The 14,757-nt window shown below is 67.6% G+C and carries 13 protein-coding genes; 6 read left to right on the forward strand and 7 right to left on the reverse strand.

The window, feature by feature from the left end; genetic code table 11:
- Nucleotides 1-306: 306 nt before the first annotated feature.
- Nucleotides 307-1,029, reverse strand: coding sequence for an alpha/beta hydrolase (locus VI480_RS10270; protein WP_323672745.1), 723 nt, complete (start codon nt 1,027-1,029; stop codon nt 307-309).
- 82 nt (nt 1,030-1,111) lie between these two features.
- Here VI480_RS10270 and VI480_RS10275 point away from each other — a divergent pair, with 82 nt between their 5' ends.
- Nucleotides 1,112-1,963 carry an alpha/beta hydrolase gene (locus VI480_RS10275; protein WP_323672746.1) on the forward strand — a complete coding sequence of 284 codons (852 nt, stop codon included), beginning with the start codon at nt 1,112-1,114 and terminating at the stop codon, nt 1,961-1,963.
- A 206-nt stretch (nt 1,964-2,169) separates the two neighbouring features.
- On the opposite strand, the gene VI480_RS10280 is transcribed toward VI480_RS10275, so the two are convergent.
- A complete protein-coding gene (locus VI480_RS10280; RefSeq protein ID WP_323672747.1) occupies nt 2,170-3,312 on the reverse strand; it encodes an amidohydrolase family protein in 1,143 nt (380 codons plus the stop codon).
- Nucleotides 3,313-3,484: 172 nt separating this feature from the next.
- On the opposite strand from VI480_RS10280, the gene VI480_RS10285 reads away from it, so the two are divergent.
- On the forward strand, nt 3,485-4,474 hold the full coding sequence (locus VI480_RS10285; protein ID WP_323672748.1) for an NADPH:quinone oxidoreductase family protein: 990 nt from the start codon (nt 3,485-3,487) through the stop codon (nt 4,472-4,474).
- Between the two features lie 17 nt (nt 4,475-4,491).
- Here VI480_RS10285 and ribH read toward each other — a convergent pair whose 3' ends face one another.
- Entirely contained in the window at nt 4,492-4,977 is a 486-nt protein-coding gene (ribH, locus tag VI480_RS10290; protein WP_323672749.1) for a 6,7-dimethyl-8-ribityllumazine synthase, read from the reverse strand.
- Nucleotides 4,978-5,029: 52 nt separating this feature from the next.
- On the opposite strand from ribH, the gene VI480_RS10295 reads away from it, so the two are divergent.
- Together VI480_RS10295 and VI480_RS10300 are read left to right on the forward strand one after the other, a co-directional pair.
- Nucleotides 5,030-8,869, forward strand: coding sequence for a hydantoinase B/oxoprolinase family protein (locus VI480_RS10295; RefSeq protein WP_323672750.1), 3,840 nt, complete (start codon nt 5,030-5,032; stop codon nt 8,867-8,869).
- 63 nt (nt 8,870-8,932) lie between these two features.
- Nucleotides 8,933-9,535, forward strand: coding sequence for an MOSC domain-containing protein (locus VI480_RS10300; RefSeq protein ID WP_323672751.1), 603 nt, complete (start codon nt 8,933-8,935; stop codon nt 9,533-9,535).
- A 35-nt stretch (nt 9,536-9,570) separates the two neighbouring features.
- Here VI480_RS10300 and VI480_RS10305 read toward each other — a convergent pair whose 3' ends face one another.
- Genes VI480_RS10305 through VI480_RS10315 form a run of 3 tightly spaced genes read right to left on the reverse strand, consistent with a single transcriptional unit; the run spans nt 9,571 to nt 11,089 of the window.
- Complete coding sequence (locus VI480_RS10305) at nt 9,571-9,816, reverse strand: hypothetical protein (protein WP_323672752.1); 246 nt, start codon at nt 9,814-9,816, stop codon at nt 9,571-9,573.
- Nucleotides 9,813-10,049 carry a hypothetical protein gene (locus VI480_RS10310; protein WP_323672753.1) on the reverse strand — a complete coding sequence of 79 codons (237 nt, stop codon included), beginning with the start codon at nt 10,047-10,049 and terminating at the stop codon, nt 9,813-9,815. The genes VI480_RS10305 and VI480_RS10310 overlap by 4 nt, the downstream gene beginning before the upstream one ends.
- 14 nt (nt 10,050-10,063) lie before the next feature.
- Nucleotides 10,064-11,089, reverse strand: a complete 1,026-nt coding sequence (locus tag VI480_RS10315) for a branched-chain amino acid aminotransferase (RefSeq protein WP_323672754.1) — start codon at nt 11,087-11,089, stop codon at nt 10,064-10,066.
- A 146-nt stretch (nt 11,090-11,235) separates the two neighbouring features.
- On the opposite strand from VI480_RS10315, the gene VI480_RS10320 reads away from it, so the two are divergent.
- Nucleotides 11,236-13,350 (forward strand): 3-hydroxyacyl-CoA dehydrogenase NAD-binding domain-containing protein, encoded by a 2,115-nt coding sequence (locus tag VI480_RS10320; RefSeq protein WP_323672755.1) that lies wholly within the window; start codon nt 11,236-11,238, stop codon nt 13,348-13,350.
- Between the two features lie 81 nt (nt 13,351-13,431).
- Nucleotides 13,432-14,289, forward strand: coding sequence for a TauD/TfdA family dioxygenase (locus VI480_RS10325; protein WP_323672756.1), 858 nt, complete (start codon nt 13,432-13,434; stop codon nt 14,287-14,289).
- A 26-nt stretch (nt 14,290-14,315) separates the two neighbouring features.
- Here VI480_RS10325 and VI480_RS10330 read toward each other — a convergent pair.
- Nucleotides 14,316-14,757: Ldh family oxidoreductase (locus tag VI480_RS10330; RefSeq protein ID WP_323672757.1), on the reverse strand; the 442-nt coding region annotated here is incomplete at its 5' end.

A 14,757-nucleotide genomic window follows, 5' to 3' on the forward strand; every position in this document is an offset into this window, starting at 1 on the left:
CCTGTAGCCCTCAGCGGCGACCTGCTCGATGCCCTTGTCGACCGGGCTCGTGCGATGGGCGGGACCCGTTCCTGTCCCCCGAGCGACGTGCGAGGATTCCTTGATCGTCCGAGCGGCCTTCTCGAAGGGATGTGGTTGGCGCCGTGATTTCTTGCGAGATATGCCCGACAAGAACGAGCCGATTTCGGAACGGAAACGACTGATTCGATTCTGTTTTCGACCGCCCACGTCATTCCCTTTCCGCGTTAACAACCTCCACTGGCGAGCCTACATCGCCGGTTTTGCAGTCCTCCCGCGCGGCCCGGCTCAGGGGGTGTGTGCGGCGAGGAACGCGGCGAACTGATCCATCGCCTCAGTCCGCCCGCTGCCGTCCATCCAGTCCTCGATCAGCGTGGAATTGGGTGCAGCCTCATGGACGACCCGCGACGACGATTCGGGGTGATACAGGTCGCTGCCGAGCAGCACCAGCAGCGGCGTCTGGACGGTCGCGACGAAGTCGCGGTCCACGTTGAACAGGAAATTGTCGCCGTCGTACATGTTCGATCGGAACTGATCCCAGGCCGCGGCGTCGGCTTCGTGATGGTCGTCTCGGATTGCCTGCGCCCAATCGTCGAACATGTCGTAGAAGGCATGACGGTTCTCGTCGAGCCCGATGGTCTGGAACAGCGTGGCGCTCGCAACCCGCTCGCGCGCTGCCTGGATCAACCCCATGATGTACGGGCCGCCGATGCACATCCCCGCCAGGTGAAACTGCTCGCAGCCGAGATGGTCCATGAGCGCCAGCTGGTCGGCCGTGTAGGTGGCCCAGCCGTCGTCGGCCGAGATCGGCGCGGTGGAGCGGCCTGCATTGCGCTGGTCCATTGCGATCACCCGGTACCGGTCGGACAGCTGGGTGATCGGGTTCCAGGGGGTCTGCTCCCAGAACGACGCCGCCGAGCGCATGCCCCCTGGAGCGATCAGCAGCAGGGGGAAGCCCGAGCCGTAGTCGTCGTAGTGGATGTCCACGGAGCCACGTGTGAAGTTCGCCATGACGCCAGTCTGCCCCAACGATGCCTCTGCGGCCGAAGTGACCCGCAAGTGCGGCGCAGCGCTGCACTAACGTGCCGCGGCGATGATGCGGCTGACTACCTCCGACGGCGAGCACGCGGTGCTCCACGACCTCGGCGGGCATGGCCCGCCGCTGCTCATGACGCATGGCAACGGCCTCAATGCCGGCATGTGGGCCACCGTGGTTCCTCACTTGCAGGACACCTTTCGGTGCTGGGGGTTGGACTTTCGCGGCCACGGGGCCTCGCGGCCACAGCACGACGGGATGTCGGTCGAGCGGTCGCGTTTCGTCGAAGAAGTGCTCGGAGCAGTGAACGCCTTGGGCGGAGAGCCCATGCTGGCCGCTGGCCATTCGCTGGGCGCCGCCAGCCTGCTGCTGGCTGAGCTGAACCACCCGGGCACCTACCGAGGCTTGTACCTCTACGAGCCCGTGCTGGTGCCCGACGGTTTCCCCATGCCCGATTCCGATCATGAGCTCGTGGTGGCATCGAGACGGAGGCGCATCCGGTTCGCCACCGTCGACGAGGCGTACGAGCGCTTCGTTTCCAAGCCGCCCTTCTCACTCTGCGAGCCCGCCGCCGTCAGGGCCTATGTCGAGATCGGCACCTATCCCTCGGGCGATGACGCTGTGCGGCTGTCGTGCTCGGGTGACACTGAAGCCCGCATCTACGAGTCAGGCGAGCCCGTGGACTACAGCGCTTTCGGCGCCGTGACCTGCCCGACGGTCGTGGCTCGCGGTGATTCCCCCGCCATGTGGAACACCATTCCGCCGCAGGTCGCGCAGCCCATTGCCGAAGCCCTCGGCAACGGCCGCCTCGAGGCGTTCGCCGAGCTGAGCCACTTCGGCCCGATGGAGAACGGCGGACGAGTCGCCAAGGCCATCCGCGCTCACCTGGAGCCCCTCGCCGCCGCCTAACGACTCGAATCTCGAGTCGCAGATGCCTGAGCTGTGGAGGCGGCAGGAGACTCTGCGACGTTGCGACCAATTCCCTGGCGCGCGCACGGCGGAGTTGTCGATGTCCATGCTCAAGAAATGTGGCGCGGTGCCGATCTCTCGCCTGCTGGATCGCTGGTCGCAGAGGGTTCTGTCGCCTCCGCAGCGGGCTCCTCGGTAACTGTGACTCAGGCGGCGGCTGGGAGCGAGTCCGGGTCGAGGCTGTAGAGCTCGAGGACGTTGCTCCAGACCATCTGTTCCTTCTCGTCGTCTGGGACGCCCGAGAGAATCTCGTCGAGGATCGGCCGCGAGTTCGGCCAGATCGAATCGTGGTGGGGGTAGTCGTTGCCCCACAGCAGGTTGCTGACACCGATCGAGTGCCGCGTCGCAACGCCCTCCACGTCGTCCTCGAACGTGACCCAGAAGTTCCGGTCGAAGTACTCCGAGGGCTTCATCGTGAGCTCATCGGACACCTCCCACGGCGTGCGATACGCCGCGTGATCGAGGCGCTGCTTGAAGTGGCCGACCCAGCCGGTCTCGTACTCGGCGCACACGAAACGCAGATCCGGGAAACGCTCCACGACCCCGCCGCAGATGAGATCGATGATCGTGTTGGCGATGGTGGTGTGGGCCAGCGTGTAGCCCTTCAGGTGGCCGCCCGGCGTGCCCCAGTGCTCGGGCATGCCGCCCTCGAGGCTGGATCCGGTGAAGATGTGCATGGTGAGCGGCACGCCGAATTCCTGGGCTCGGGCCCAGAACGGATCGAAGTCGGGGTGGCAGTATGGCTTGGCGGGGTCGACGTGGGCGGGAATGGCGAAACCGCGCACGCCGAGCTGCGCTGAGCGGTCGATCTCGGCGATGGCCCGCTCCACGTCGGGCAGGGGCAGGCAGCCGACGCCGATGAGACGGTTGCGATCCACCGAGCAGTAGTCGAGCACCCAGTCGTTGTGGTTGCGGAATGCGGCGTCGCGCACTTCGTCGTCGGGGATCGCGAAGGTGAACATCGACAGGCTCGGGTACATGACCTCGCCGACGATGCCGTCTTGGGCCTGCTCGTCCAGCCGCGCGCTCGGATCCATCACGCCGGGGTTGAAGCCGTCGTAGCCCTGCTCGATGCGGGCGTGAGTGGCCGGGTCGGACAGGCTGGCCCCGGCGATGCCCAGCCGGCCGACGGGCACCGGGCGGATGCCGCCCGGGAGCACGAGCCAAGTGCCCGGCTTGTCGTTGTAGTCCTTGCTGATGAACGGTGCCCGATCGCCGAACCTGTCCGTCAGTCCCGCATAGATCTCGGCCGCCTCGACCACATGCGAGTCACACGAGTAGTACCGCATCGCTATCCCCTGCTTCGCTGCGAGCGCCCGTGCGCCCGGTTGTCTCAGTGCAGATGCACTGCGCGGCCAACAGTACCAGCGGCCTCGCGTGCACTCCCGAGGCACGACGCTTCCGCACAGGTCCTCTCGCTTTGGCAGTGCCCGTCTGCGCCTCTTGTGAAACAGTGTCGCCATGCGTGCTTTGGAAGTGCAGTCCCTCACAGGCCCAGCCGGCGTCGCCGTCGTCGACGCTCCTGAACCGGTTGCCGATGCAGACGGCGCATCGGTCATCGTCGACATCGTCTGCGGCGGCGTTTCGTTCCCCGATCTGCTCCAGAGCCAAGGCCTCTACCAGTACCGCCCCGACCCGCCGTTCAGGCCGGGCATCGAGGCCGCTGGCGTCGTTCGTTCGGCACCTGAAGACTCTGGATACGCGCCCGGCGACCGGGTGTGCGTGTGGTCGACCGAGTGCCTGGCAGAGGTCGTGGCCGCCAAGCCCCGTGACCTGTTCGCCTTGCCCAGCGAGCTCTCATTCGAAGAGGGGGCGGCGCTGGTCATGAACTACCAGACCGCCGTGTTCTGCATGATCGACCGGGCGGGTCTGCGCGAGGGCGAGTCGGTGCTGGTGCTCGGCGCCTCGGGCGGAGTAGGCACCTCGGGCATCCAGGTGGCGAAGGGGGTCGGCGCCGGGCCGGTGATCGGCTTGGTCTCCACCGAGGCAAAGGGTGAGATCGCCCGGACGGCAGGAGCCGATCACATCGTGCTCATCAGCGACACCTGGAAGGACGAGGTGCGCGAGCTCACCGGCGGTCGGGGCGTCGACATGACCTACGACCCGGTGGGCGGCGACCGCTTCCTCGACGGGATCCGGGCGCTGGCACGCTTCGGGCGGCTCGTCGTGGTCGGCTTCGCCGCAGGCGAGATCCCCACCGTGAAGGTGAACCGGCTGCTGCTGCGCAACGTGAGCCTGGTAGGGGCCGCCTGGGGCGAAGCCGTGGCGGCTGACCCGACGATCCCCGCCCGCATCCACGAGCGCCTGCTCGGCATGATCGCGTCGGGTGCGGTGAAGCCGCCCATCGGGCAGGTGCTGCCCTTCGAACAGAGCGCCGAGGCCTACCGGCTGCTCGACGAACGCGAAGCCGTCGGCAAGGTGCTCGTGCGGATGCGCCCCGACCCTTCGTAGCGCACGCGTCCGGTCGCTCAGCCGGCGGGAAAGTCGCGCGCGAGCAGGGCCATCGACACGGCCACGTAGGCCGCGTCCTCACCGACGTTGTGACCTCCCGCGCCCTCGCTGCGAGCCGTCGCCTGTTCAGTGTTCTCCACCGTGACCAAGCCCAAGCCGACCGGAATGCCCGTCTCCAGCTGAACCGCCATCACGCCATGCGCAGCGCCCTCGCTGACCAGCTCGTAGTGGGTCGTCTCCCCGCGGATCACGGCCCCGATCACAACGATCGCATTGACCTGCCCGCTGTGAGCGAGCACCTGTGCAGCGAAGGGGATCTCGAAGCATCCGGGCACCGTCACCTCGGCCGTCTCAGCGACGCCGAGCTCATGGAGGCCTCGCCGGGCACCGGCTGCCAACCGGTCCACGATCTCGGGGTTCCACGTCGCCCGCACGATGCCGACGCGCAGCCCCGCACCGGCACCCGCCGGCGGCCTTCCGCCACGCTGGTCGCCACTCGCCACGCCTGCACGGTAGCCCCGCAGCCTTCCGCGACGACGCGCCTACGCTGGGCCGATGGCAGGCGCACGCGCCCGGCTGGCAGCCGACATCGGCGGCACGTTCACCGACATTGCGTTGGAGGTCGATGGCGCAGGCGGCAGACCCGTCCTGCACACCGCCAAGGTGTTGACGACACCTGACGCGCCGGCCGACGCTGTGCTTGACGGCGTCGAGCGTGTGCTGAGCGAGGCAGGCGTTGCGCCCGCGGAGGTGGGCGTGTTCATCCACGGCACCACCCTCGCCACGAATGCACTTATCGAACGCCGGGGTGCACGCACGGCACTGCTGACCACGCAGGGCCTCCGCGATTCGGTTGAGATGGCCCACGAGAACCGGTTCGAGCAGTACGACCTGTACATGCGCCGGCCCGAGCCGCTGGTGCCTCGCAACCGTCGTATCGGCATACCCGAACGGATCGCCGCCGACGGCACGGTGCTGCTGCCACTGGATGAGCACGCGGTGCGGGCCGCGGCGGAATCATTGGCGGCCGACGGCGTGACCAGCGTCGCGGTCGGCTACCTGCACGCGTACCTCGATGCCCGTCATGAGGAACGCACCGCCGAGATCCTGGCGGAGTGCTGGCCCGAGGCGACCGTCACCATCTCCAGCGAGGTCTGCCCGGAGATCCGGGAATACGAACGCTTTTCCACCGCGTGCGCCAACGCCTACATCGCACCGCTCGTGAGGCAGTACCTGACCGATCTCGATGCACGGCTCGCAGCGCTGGGATTGGGCTGCGAGGTGTTCCTCATGACTTCCGGCGGCGGACTGGGAACGCTCGCTGAGGCGCTGCGCTTCCCGGTCCGCCTGATCGAGAGCGGGCCTGCCGGCGGCGCACTGCTCGCCTCGGGGATCGCCCGCGGCCTCGACTGCGAACGAGCCCTCAGCTTCGACATGGGCGGCACCACGGCGAAACTGTGCATCGTCGAAGGCGGTCATCCTCGCACGAGCCGCGAATTCGAGGTCGGTCGCGAGTACCGCTTCCTGGCCGGCAGCGGGCTCCCCCTGCGTCTGCCAGTGATCGAGATGGTCGAGATCGGCGCCGGTGGCGGCTCCATCGCCAGCCTCGACGCGCTCGGGCGCATCACCGTCGGTCCGGCCAGCGCGGGTTCCGAACCGGGTCCTGCGGCCTACGGGCGCGGCGGGATCGAGCCAACGGTGACCGACGCCGATGCCGTGCTGGGCAGGCTGGCGCCGGAACGGTTTGCCGGCGGCACGTCGACCTTCGACGTCGATGCCGCCGCCAAGGCCGTCGGGACTGCGCTGGCCGAGCCGGCGGGCCTGCAGACAGCGATCTCTGCCATAGGCATCTCCGAGGTCGTCGACGAGAACATGGCCAATGCCGGTCGTGTTCACGCTGCAGATCAAGGTTGCGACATCAGTCGGGGCACGCTCATCGCCTTCGGCGGTGCTGCGCCGCTGCACGCCGCACGGGTGGCCGCCAAGCTGGGCATTGACGACCTCGTGGTGCCTGCTGGAGCAGGCGTGGGTTCGGCCATCGGCTTTCTGGCGGCACCGGTGGCCCACGAGTCGGTGCGCACCCGCCATGCCCGCGTGAGCGAGCTGACAGCAGCCAACTTGGCAGCGCTGCTCAGCGAGATGGCCGCCGAGTCCAACGCGATCGTGCACGCTGCAGCGCCCGGTGCCGAGACGGCCACGCACGTGCGAGCCCTGATGCGGTATCGCGGCCAAGGCCATGAGATCACCGTCGACGTCGACGCTGCAGCTCTGCTCGCCGACGACATCGACAGCCCGAGCGATGCCGAGGTGCGCAGCCAGCTGCGCACTGCGTTCACGAAGGCCTACCAGCAGCTCTACACGCGCCACATCGGCAACCTCGAGATCGAGGTCCTGAGCTGGCTGCTGGAAATCCGTACCCCGCAGGCCCCCGCAGTTTCGCTGCATCCAGCCGTCGCCGGCGAACCGGTTACCACCGACGCGACGGCGCTCGTCACCGATACCGCTACCGGCCGGACCGTTTCCCATGCAGTTTTCGAGCGCGACATCCTCACCGAAGGCGCGTGGCTGGCAGGACCTGCGCTGATCACCGAGGACCAGACCACGACCCTGGTGCCTGCTGGAGCGGTGGCAACAGTCACGGCGGGTGGGCACTTGCGGCTCACCGGCGTCTCGGCGCCGCAAACGGCAGCCGCTTCCACTGCAGACCTCGACGCGGTGCGGCTGGGCGTGCAGTGGAACCGGCTGATCTCGGTGACCGAGGAACAGGCTCGGGCGCTTGTGCGTGCAGCCTTCAGCACTTCGACGCGGGAAGCCGGCGATCTGTCGGCGGGCATCTTCGACCCCCAGGGGCGGATGCTCGCCCAGTCGGTCACGGGCACGCCGGGCCATGTGAACTCCATGGCCTACTCGGTGCTGCATTTTCTGGATCGCTACCCGGCGTCGGAGATGCGCCCGGGCGACATCTTCCTCACCAACGACCCATGGAAGGGCACCGGCCACCTGTTCGACATCGTCGTGGTCACGCCGGCGTTCCTGCGCGGCGAACTGGTGGCGCTGTTCGCCTGCACGAGCCACGTGGTGGACATCGGCGGCGCCGGATTCACCACCGACTCGAAGGAGGTGTACCACGAGGGCCTGTACCTGCCGATACTGAAGTTCGCTACCGACGGCGTGTTCGACCCGAACGTGGTGGCGATCATCGAGGCCAACGTCCGCGACCCGGTGCAGGTCATCGGCGACATCCACTCGCTGGCTGCTTGCAACGAAACCGGTGCCGCGCGCCTCATTTCGATGATGGATGAGTACGCCATGACCGATTTGGATGAGCTGGCCAGCCACATCATCACGTCGTCGCATCGGGCCATGCTCGATGCGATCGGCGAGCTGCCGATTGGCACATGGCACTCGACAATGCGCGTCGACGGCATGGAGCAGCCCATCGACATCGTGTGCTCGCTGACCGTCGATGAGGACGGTATCGACGTGGACTTCTCCGGCACTGGGCCTCAGTCGAGCTGGGGCATCAACGTGCCGATGGCCTACACCGACGCCTACACGTCATTCGGCGTGCGCTGCATCATCGGCCCCGACATCCCAAACAACACGGGCTCGCTCGACGCCGTGCGGGTGCGAGCGCCCGAAGGCTGCATTCTCAATGCTCCCCACCCCGCAGCGGTGAACGTGCGTCACGTCATGGGCCAATTGCTCCCTGATGCCGTGTTCGGCTGCCTGAGCCAGGTCGTGCCCGAGCGGGTGCCAGCGGAGGGCACATCGTCGCTGTGGAACCTGCTCGGCACCGGCATGTGGGAGCCCGACACCGGGGTCGGCGCGACGAATCGCTCCCGCACGACGGTCGGGCAATCGGGCGACGAATCCGACCGACGCAAGCTGGAGCGGTACATCCTCATGAGCTTCCATTCGGGCGGAGCCGGCGCCCGCCCGCAGGCGGATGGGTTGTCGGCTACGGCCTTCCCGAGCGGAGTGCGCAACATGCCAGTGGAGGTGAACGAGATCGGCTCGCCGCTCGTGTTCTGGCGCAAGGAGTTCCGCCGCGATTCGGGCGGGCAGGGCATGTACCGGGGCGGCCTCGGCCAAGTGATCGAGCTGGAGAACCGCCAAGGACGTGATTTCTCGATCAGCGCCACCTACGAGCGGACTGTCTTTGCAGCAAGAGGTCGACATGGCGGCGGACCGGGAGCGCTGGGGCGGTTGTCGCTCGACGACGGCACCGACGTACGAGCCAAGGGCCGCTCGGTGATCCCCGGCGACCGTCGGCTGATCGTAGAATTCCCGGGCGGCGGCGGCTTCGGCGACCCCGCTGAGCGAGACCCCGAAGCCGTGACGCGCGACCTTCAGCTCGAATTCACTTCACCGGCGCCGCCTCCGGCGCAATAATCCCCCTGTGGCGGAGGCCAAGAGCGCCCCTGCCCACTCGACCCCACCCGAAGGCGCCCTCACATGAACGCATCAGCGGATACCGGTACGGCCACGAGATCCGACAGCAGCGATGAGGCGCGCCACCGCAGCGCCGCCGAGCTGGAAGCTGCGCTGCCCCACATTCGCCAGGCTCCCCGCAGCACCGGCATCATCCATCTCATCGTTCGCCGCCCTGCCGAAGATGCCCGCGAGGTGCTCGACGTTGCCGAGATCAACGATGCCGAGGGCGTTGCGGGCGACACGTGGAACCAGCGAGGCTCACCGTCGTCAGCCGATGGCGGACCGCACCCAGACGCTCAGATCACCATCATGAGCGCCCGTTCGGCGGCGGCGGTTATCGGGCCGGTCGAACGCTGGCCGCTCGCCGGCGACCAGATCTACGCAGACCTCGACATCAGCCATGCGACGCTGCCCGCCGGCGCCCAACTGAGGCTCGGTGATGCGATCCTGGAGGTCACGGCCAAACCGCACCGAGGCTGCGCCAAGTTCGCCGCCCGATTCGGCCGTGACGCTCTGCGGTTCGTGAACACCGGCGAGGGCCGCGACCTGCGCATGCGGGGCGTCAACTGCCGAGTCGTCCAGCCCGGAACCGTCCGCGCCGGCGACCCCATCACCCGCCTCTGAGCCTGATGTCACGCGGGCCAAGCCGCGCTGCGGGCTCAGGGCAGCGGGGCGGTGGCGGGGAGTTGTGAAGGGCGGCTGAAGACCTCTTCGAGCAGGGGGCGAAAATCCTCTGCCGTCAGGTTGGGGTATTTCGGGTCGAAGCAGTTCTGGTCGTAGTTCTCGCAGAAGTCCACGCAGGCGTCGTAGTGGGGCGACTCCTGATACTGCTCCCGGGCGTCTCGGTCGCCGCCGAGGTGGTGGAAGTAGTAGTAGCCCTGAAAGAGCCCGTGGTGGGCAATCACCCAGTGTCGCCGTTTCGCAATGCTCGGGTTGCCGATTGCAGGGAATGGTCGTAGCGGTCGATCGGGTAGCCCAGCGTGGGTCCCCGCAGGCATTGCAGGATGTCCAGCAGGTTGTCGACCAGTCCCGTTCGGACGTGCGCGTAGTGCTGGCTGTCCAAGAACGCGTAGTCCTCGGCCGTACCATGTTCCATTGCCGTCCAGGACACAATGCGGTCGGTGTCCTGACTGCTCATGGCAACCCGATCCGTCAGCCCTTCACCGGCGTGCGCCAGCCGAAGGGGTCGGGCGCAGCACCGACCTGGATGTCCACGAGTGCCTGGCGCAGCCGCATCGTGTTGCGGCCCGGCTGACCGTCGCCGACAGTGAGCGTTTTGCCCTCGTACAGGATCGTGCCGACCGGCGCCAGCACGGCGGCTGTCCCCGACAGGAAGGCCTCGCCTCGCTCGGCCCAGTCGACGAGCTCTTCTGGGTCGATCGACCGCTCCTCGACCTCGTAGCCCAGCGATGCGGCCAGCTCGATGACCGACGACCGCGTAACGCCATGCAGGAATGACTCGTCGAGGTGGCGGGTCACGACCCGCTCGTCATCGACAAGGAAGAAGTTCGACGCTCCGGTCTCGGTGATGTCGCCGCCGGTGGCAAACAGCATCTGATCGATCGCCTCGTTGCCGGCCATGGCATCCAGCGTCGGGGCGAGCGCCATCGCATAGTTCCCGCCGCACTTCACCATGCCGAACTGCGGGACGGTCCGGGGTATCTCGGTTTCCACCAGCAAGGTCAGGGGCCGAACCCCGCCCTTGAAGTAGTCGCCCACCGGACAGTTGACGACGTAGAGCAGCGCACTGCTCGTCGGACGGGCTGCGGCGCCGATGTCGGGCTCGGTACCGATCAGCGTCGGGCGGATGTACAGCGACCCCGGCGGATCCGGCACTTCGCCAGCGTTGGCCTCGACGGCGTCGATGGACATCTGATGCAGGACGTCGCCGTCGATGGCTGGCAGCCGGAGCCGTTCCGCGCTCGCGACCATGCGAGCGACGTGGCTGTCCAGCCGGAAAATCGCCAATGACCCGTCGACCTGGCGGTGTGCCTTCAGCCCTTCGAAGATGGCGCTGCCGTAGTGAAGAACATGGGCTGCCGGGCTGATCGAGAAGTCACCGAAAGGTTCTGCTACGCCGCGGTAGACGTACGGCCCGTCGTCGGCGCGCGCCGTCGTCATCCAGTCGCAGAAGATGGTCCCGAACGGGACCGTGAACGGGTCGGGCTTCTCAGTCACCGGCGCTCCATCTGAAGTGTCTCGGAGCCGCAGCAGCACCCGAGTCATGCGAATCGTATCGCCGGGCTCCACCCGCACCGGGGAGAATTCGGGGCCGAGCCGCTTGGCCCGGTCCGGTGCGGCCGTCGTTGCGTACGCTGCGGCCCATGACACAGAACGATCCGATGCAGTTGACCGAGTCGGTGCGCCTCGAGCGCCGCGACGATGTGGCGCTGCTTATCGTGAACAACCCGCCCGTCAATGCGCTGAGCTACCACGTGCGCCAGGGCCTCATCGACGGCATGGCGGCCGCCGAAGCCAGCGACGCCACCGCCATCGTGCTCATCTGCGACGGCCGGACGTTCATTGCAGGGGCCGACATCACCGAGTTCTCACAGCCGCCGAAGCCGCCCGGCCTCGTACCCGGCCAAGAGGCCATGGAGGACTGCAGCAAGCCGGTGGTAGCCGCCATCCACGGCACAGCGCTCGGCGGCGGATTGGAAGTGGCGCTGTGCGCGCACTTCCGGGTGGCTATCAACTCGGCGCAGTTCGGCCTGCCCGAGGTGAAGCTGGGTCTGCTGCCGGGCGGCGGCGGCACACAACGACTGCCGCGCATCACCGGCCCGCAGCGAGCGCTCGAGATCATGGTCAGCGGCGATCCCATCGGTGCCGCGGAGGCGCTGGACTGCGGCCTGATCAACGAGATCGTGGGCGACTCGCTCGCCGACCTCGAAGCCGGAGCGGTGGCGTTCGCCCGCCGAGCGGTGGCAGAGGGCATGCCTCGCCCGCGCATCCGCGATCGCAATGATCGCCTCGAAGGCTTCGGCGCCGAGCAGTTCGCCGCGTTCCGGGCCTCGATCGCTCGCCGCACGCGCGGTTTCGAGGCGGCCGACTGCATCGTCCGCTGCGTGGAAGCCGCAGTCGAGACCGGGTCCAGCGGCGACTTCGAGGCCGGGCTCGCCGCCGAGCAGCGCATCTTCGGCGAGCTCATGGGCAGCTCGCAGGCCAACGCTCAGCAGTACTACTTCTTCGCCGAGCGAGCCGCCCAGAAAGTGCCCGACGTACCCCGCGACACGCCGCAGGTCGACATCGGGCGTGTCGGCATCCTGGGCGCGGGAACGATGGGCGGCGGCATCGCCATGAACTTCGCCAACATCGGCATACCCGTCACTCTCGTGGAGCGCGACGAAGCCAGCCTCGAGCGGGGCCTCGGCGTGGTGCGGCGCAACTACGAGCGCACCGCAGCGCGCGGCGGCATCTCCTCTGATGACGTGCAAACCCGCATGGACCTGCTGCAGGGCTCCACCGACATGGGCGACTTCGCCGACTGCGACCTGATGATCGAGGCCGTTTTCGAGAACATGGACCTCAAGAAGGACGTGTTCGCTCAGCTCGACGGCATCTGCAAGCCGGGTGCGGTGCTGGCCACCAACACCTCGGCGCTGAACGTGAACGAGATCGCCTCGGCCACGTCGCGGCCTGAGGACGTCATCGGCATGCACTTCTTCTCCCCCGCCAACGTCATGCGGATGCTCGAAGTGGTACGGGGCGATGACACCTCGCACACTGCGATCGCCACTGCCATGTCGATCGGCAAGCGCATCGGCAAGACGCCGGTGCTGTGCGGCGTCTGCTACGGCTTCATCGGCAACCGGATGCTGTTCATGCGGGGCATCGAGGCCGAGAAGATGCTGCTGGAAGGCGCCACGCCGGCCCAGATCGACAAAGTCGTGTACGACTTCGGCTTCCCGATGGGACCGTTCGCCATGAGCGACTTGGCTGGGCTCGACGTCGGCTGGAACGAGGCCACGTCGTCGAGCTCGACAGTGCGCGAAGTGCTGTGCGAGTCGGGCCGCCGGGGCCAGAAGAACGGCCGCGGCTACTACACCTACGACCCCGACACCCGCGCCTCCACCCCTGATCCGGAGGTCGAGCAGATGATCCGCGACTTCGCTGCCGAGCGGGGCGCGGTGCTGCGGGATGTCGCCGACCAGGAGATCCTCGAACGCTGCCTGTACCCGATGGTCAACGAGGGCGCCAAGATCCTCGACGAGGGCATCGCGCTGCGGGGCAGCGACGTCGACGTCACCTGGATCAACGGCTACGGCTGGCCCATCTACACCGGCGGGCCGATGTACTGGGCCGATGAGATCGGGCTCGGCGAGGTGCTGGGCCGTATCCGCCACTACGACGAGACCCTGGGCGGCGACCACTGGACGCCGAGCCCGCTGCTGGAGCGGCTGGCGGCCGAGGGCGGCTCGCTGGCCCGCCACGAGAGCTGACATCAGAGACTGGCGGCCGGTATTCGCGGCCAGAATTGACGGCGAGGCTGCTGTGCTGAACCCAGAAGGGGGGAGAATCCAGTGCTGACGTTCGAGCCCATCCATCCTGACTTCGGCGCCGTGGTCACCGGCATCGACCTGTCGCAGCCGCTCGACGAGGCGGCGGTTGCTGACCTGCATGAGGCCGTGGACACCTACTCGCTGCTCCACTTCCCCGGCCAGCAGATGTCCGACGATGCACAGCTCGCACTCACCTGCAGCCTCGGCGAGCCCGAGCCGAACCATGTGGTGTTCGGCAAGACAGGCAAGGTCGAGTACTTCGGCACGATCGGCAACGTCATCGACGCCGACACCAAGCGGGACGAGTCACACCCGCTGACCCACAACCAGAAGGGCAACAACCTCTGGCACTCGGATTCGTCATTCCGGCTCGTGCCGTCGTATGTGTCGATCCTGTGCGCCTACGAGGTGCCCGGCGAAGGTGGCGAGACGCTGTACGCCAGCCAGCGCGCCGCCTACGCCCGGCTCAGCCCCGAACTGCAGGCCGAGATCGACGACCTCGTGGTGCTCCACGACTACGTGTTCAGCCGGACCAAGGTCGCCCCGGTGGATCCGAACCACGCTGCGTCGCTGCCGCCGATCCCTCAAAAGCTGGTGCGCACCAACCCGAACAACGGCCTCCGGAACTACTACGCCGGTTCGCACGCCCGGTCCATCGTCGGCTGGCACGGCATCGACAGCCGCCGGCTCATCGACGAGCTGAACGAGGCCGCTACCCGTCCCGAAGACGAGTACGCGCACCGTTGGAATCCCGGCGACACGGTCATCTACGACAATCGTTGCCTGCTGCACCGGGGCGCCGGCTACGACGCCGACCGCTGGCGCCGCTACATGCGCCAAACCCGCGTCCAAGGTGCCGGCCCCACCCTCGACGAGTAAGGCCGCTGCCCGACGCCGCAGCCAACTCAGCGAGCGGCTGCGGCTGCAATCGTTGCTTCGGGCACGCCGGCGGCGCGGGCGCCGCCGCAGATGCTCTCCCATGTCTCGGCAGGCAGTGTGATGCCGTTGGCCATGCGGTGCTGGCGCCGTTCGTGCTCGACGTCTCCGGGCAGTTTCACGGGCTGATCCGGATCGATCGCCGCTGCCTCGTAGAACCAGTCCAGATAGTCGGCCGCAATGCCGTTGTAGCCGTCGTCAGTCTCGCCGACTGCGGCATCCACCTGGGCCGGGTCAACGTAGACCGAGAGCATCCCGTTGGCGAAGCGAACCCGCCGGGGTCCTGCGGTACCGGTGCCGGTCAGCGCACCAGCCAGCAGCTCGCACATCACCGAGATGCCCGAGCCCTTGTGCTCGCCCATCGCCCGCAGCGCGCCGGGGCCGTCCATCGAGTTCGGCCGCTGACCCTCG

Source organism: Candidatus Poriferisodalis multihospitum, assembly GCF_028283155.1.
Classification (GTDB): Bacteria; Actinomycetota; Acidimicrobiia; order Acidimicrobiales; family Poriferisodalaceae; genus Poriferisodalis; species Poriferisodalis multihospitum.

Excerpts from the sequence above, each read along its gene's own strand:
- VI480_RS10270 (WP_323672745.1), bottom strand. The coding sequence starts at position 1,029 with ATGGCGAACTTCACACGTGGCTCCGTGGACATCCACTACGACGACTAC.
- VI480_RS10275 (WP_323672746.1), top strand. The coding sequence starts at position 1,112 with ATGATGCGGCTGACTACCTCCGACGGCGAGCACGCGGTGCTCCACGAC.
- VI480_RS10280 (WP_323672747.1), bottom strand. The coding sequence starts at position 3,312 with ATGCGGTACTACTCGTGTGACTCGCATGTGGTCGAGGCGGCCGAGATC.
- VI480_RS10285 (WP_323672748.1), top strand. The coding sequence starts at position 3,485 with ATGCGTGCTTTGGAAGTGCAGTCCCTCACAGGCCCAGCCGGCGTCGCC.
- VI480_RS10295 (WP_323672750.1), top strand. The coding sequence starts at position 5,030 with ATGGCAGGCGCACGCGCCCGGCTGGCAGCCGACATCGGCGGCACGTTC.
- VI480_RS10300 (WP_323672751.1), top strand. The coding sequence starts at position 8,933 with ATGAACGCATCAGCGGATACCGGTACGGCCACGAGATCCGACAGCAGC.
- VI480_RS10310 (WP_323672753.1), bottom strand. The coding sequence starts at position 10,049 with ATGAGCAGTCAGGACACCGACCGCATTGTGTCCTGGACGGCAATGGAA.
- VI480_RS10320 (WP_323672755.1), top strand. The coding sequence starts at position 11,236 with ATGACACAGAACGATCCGATGCAGTTGACCGAGTCGGTGCGCCTCGAG.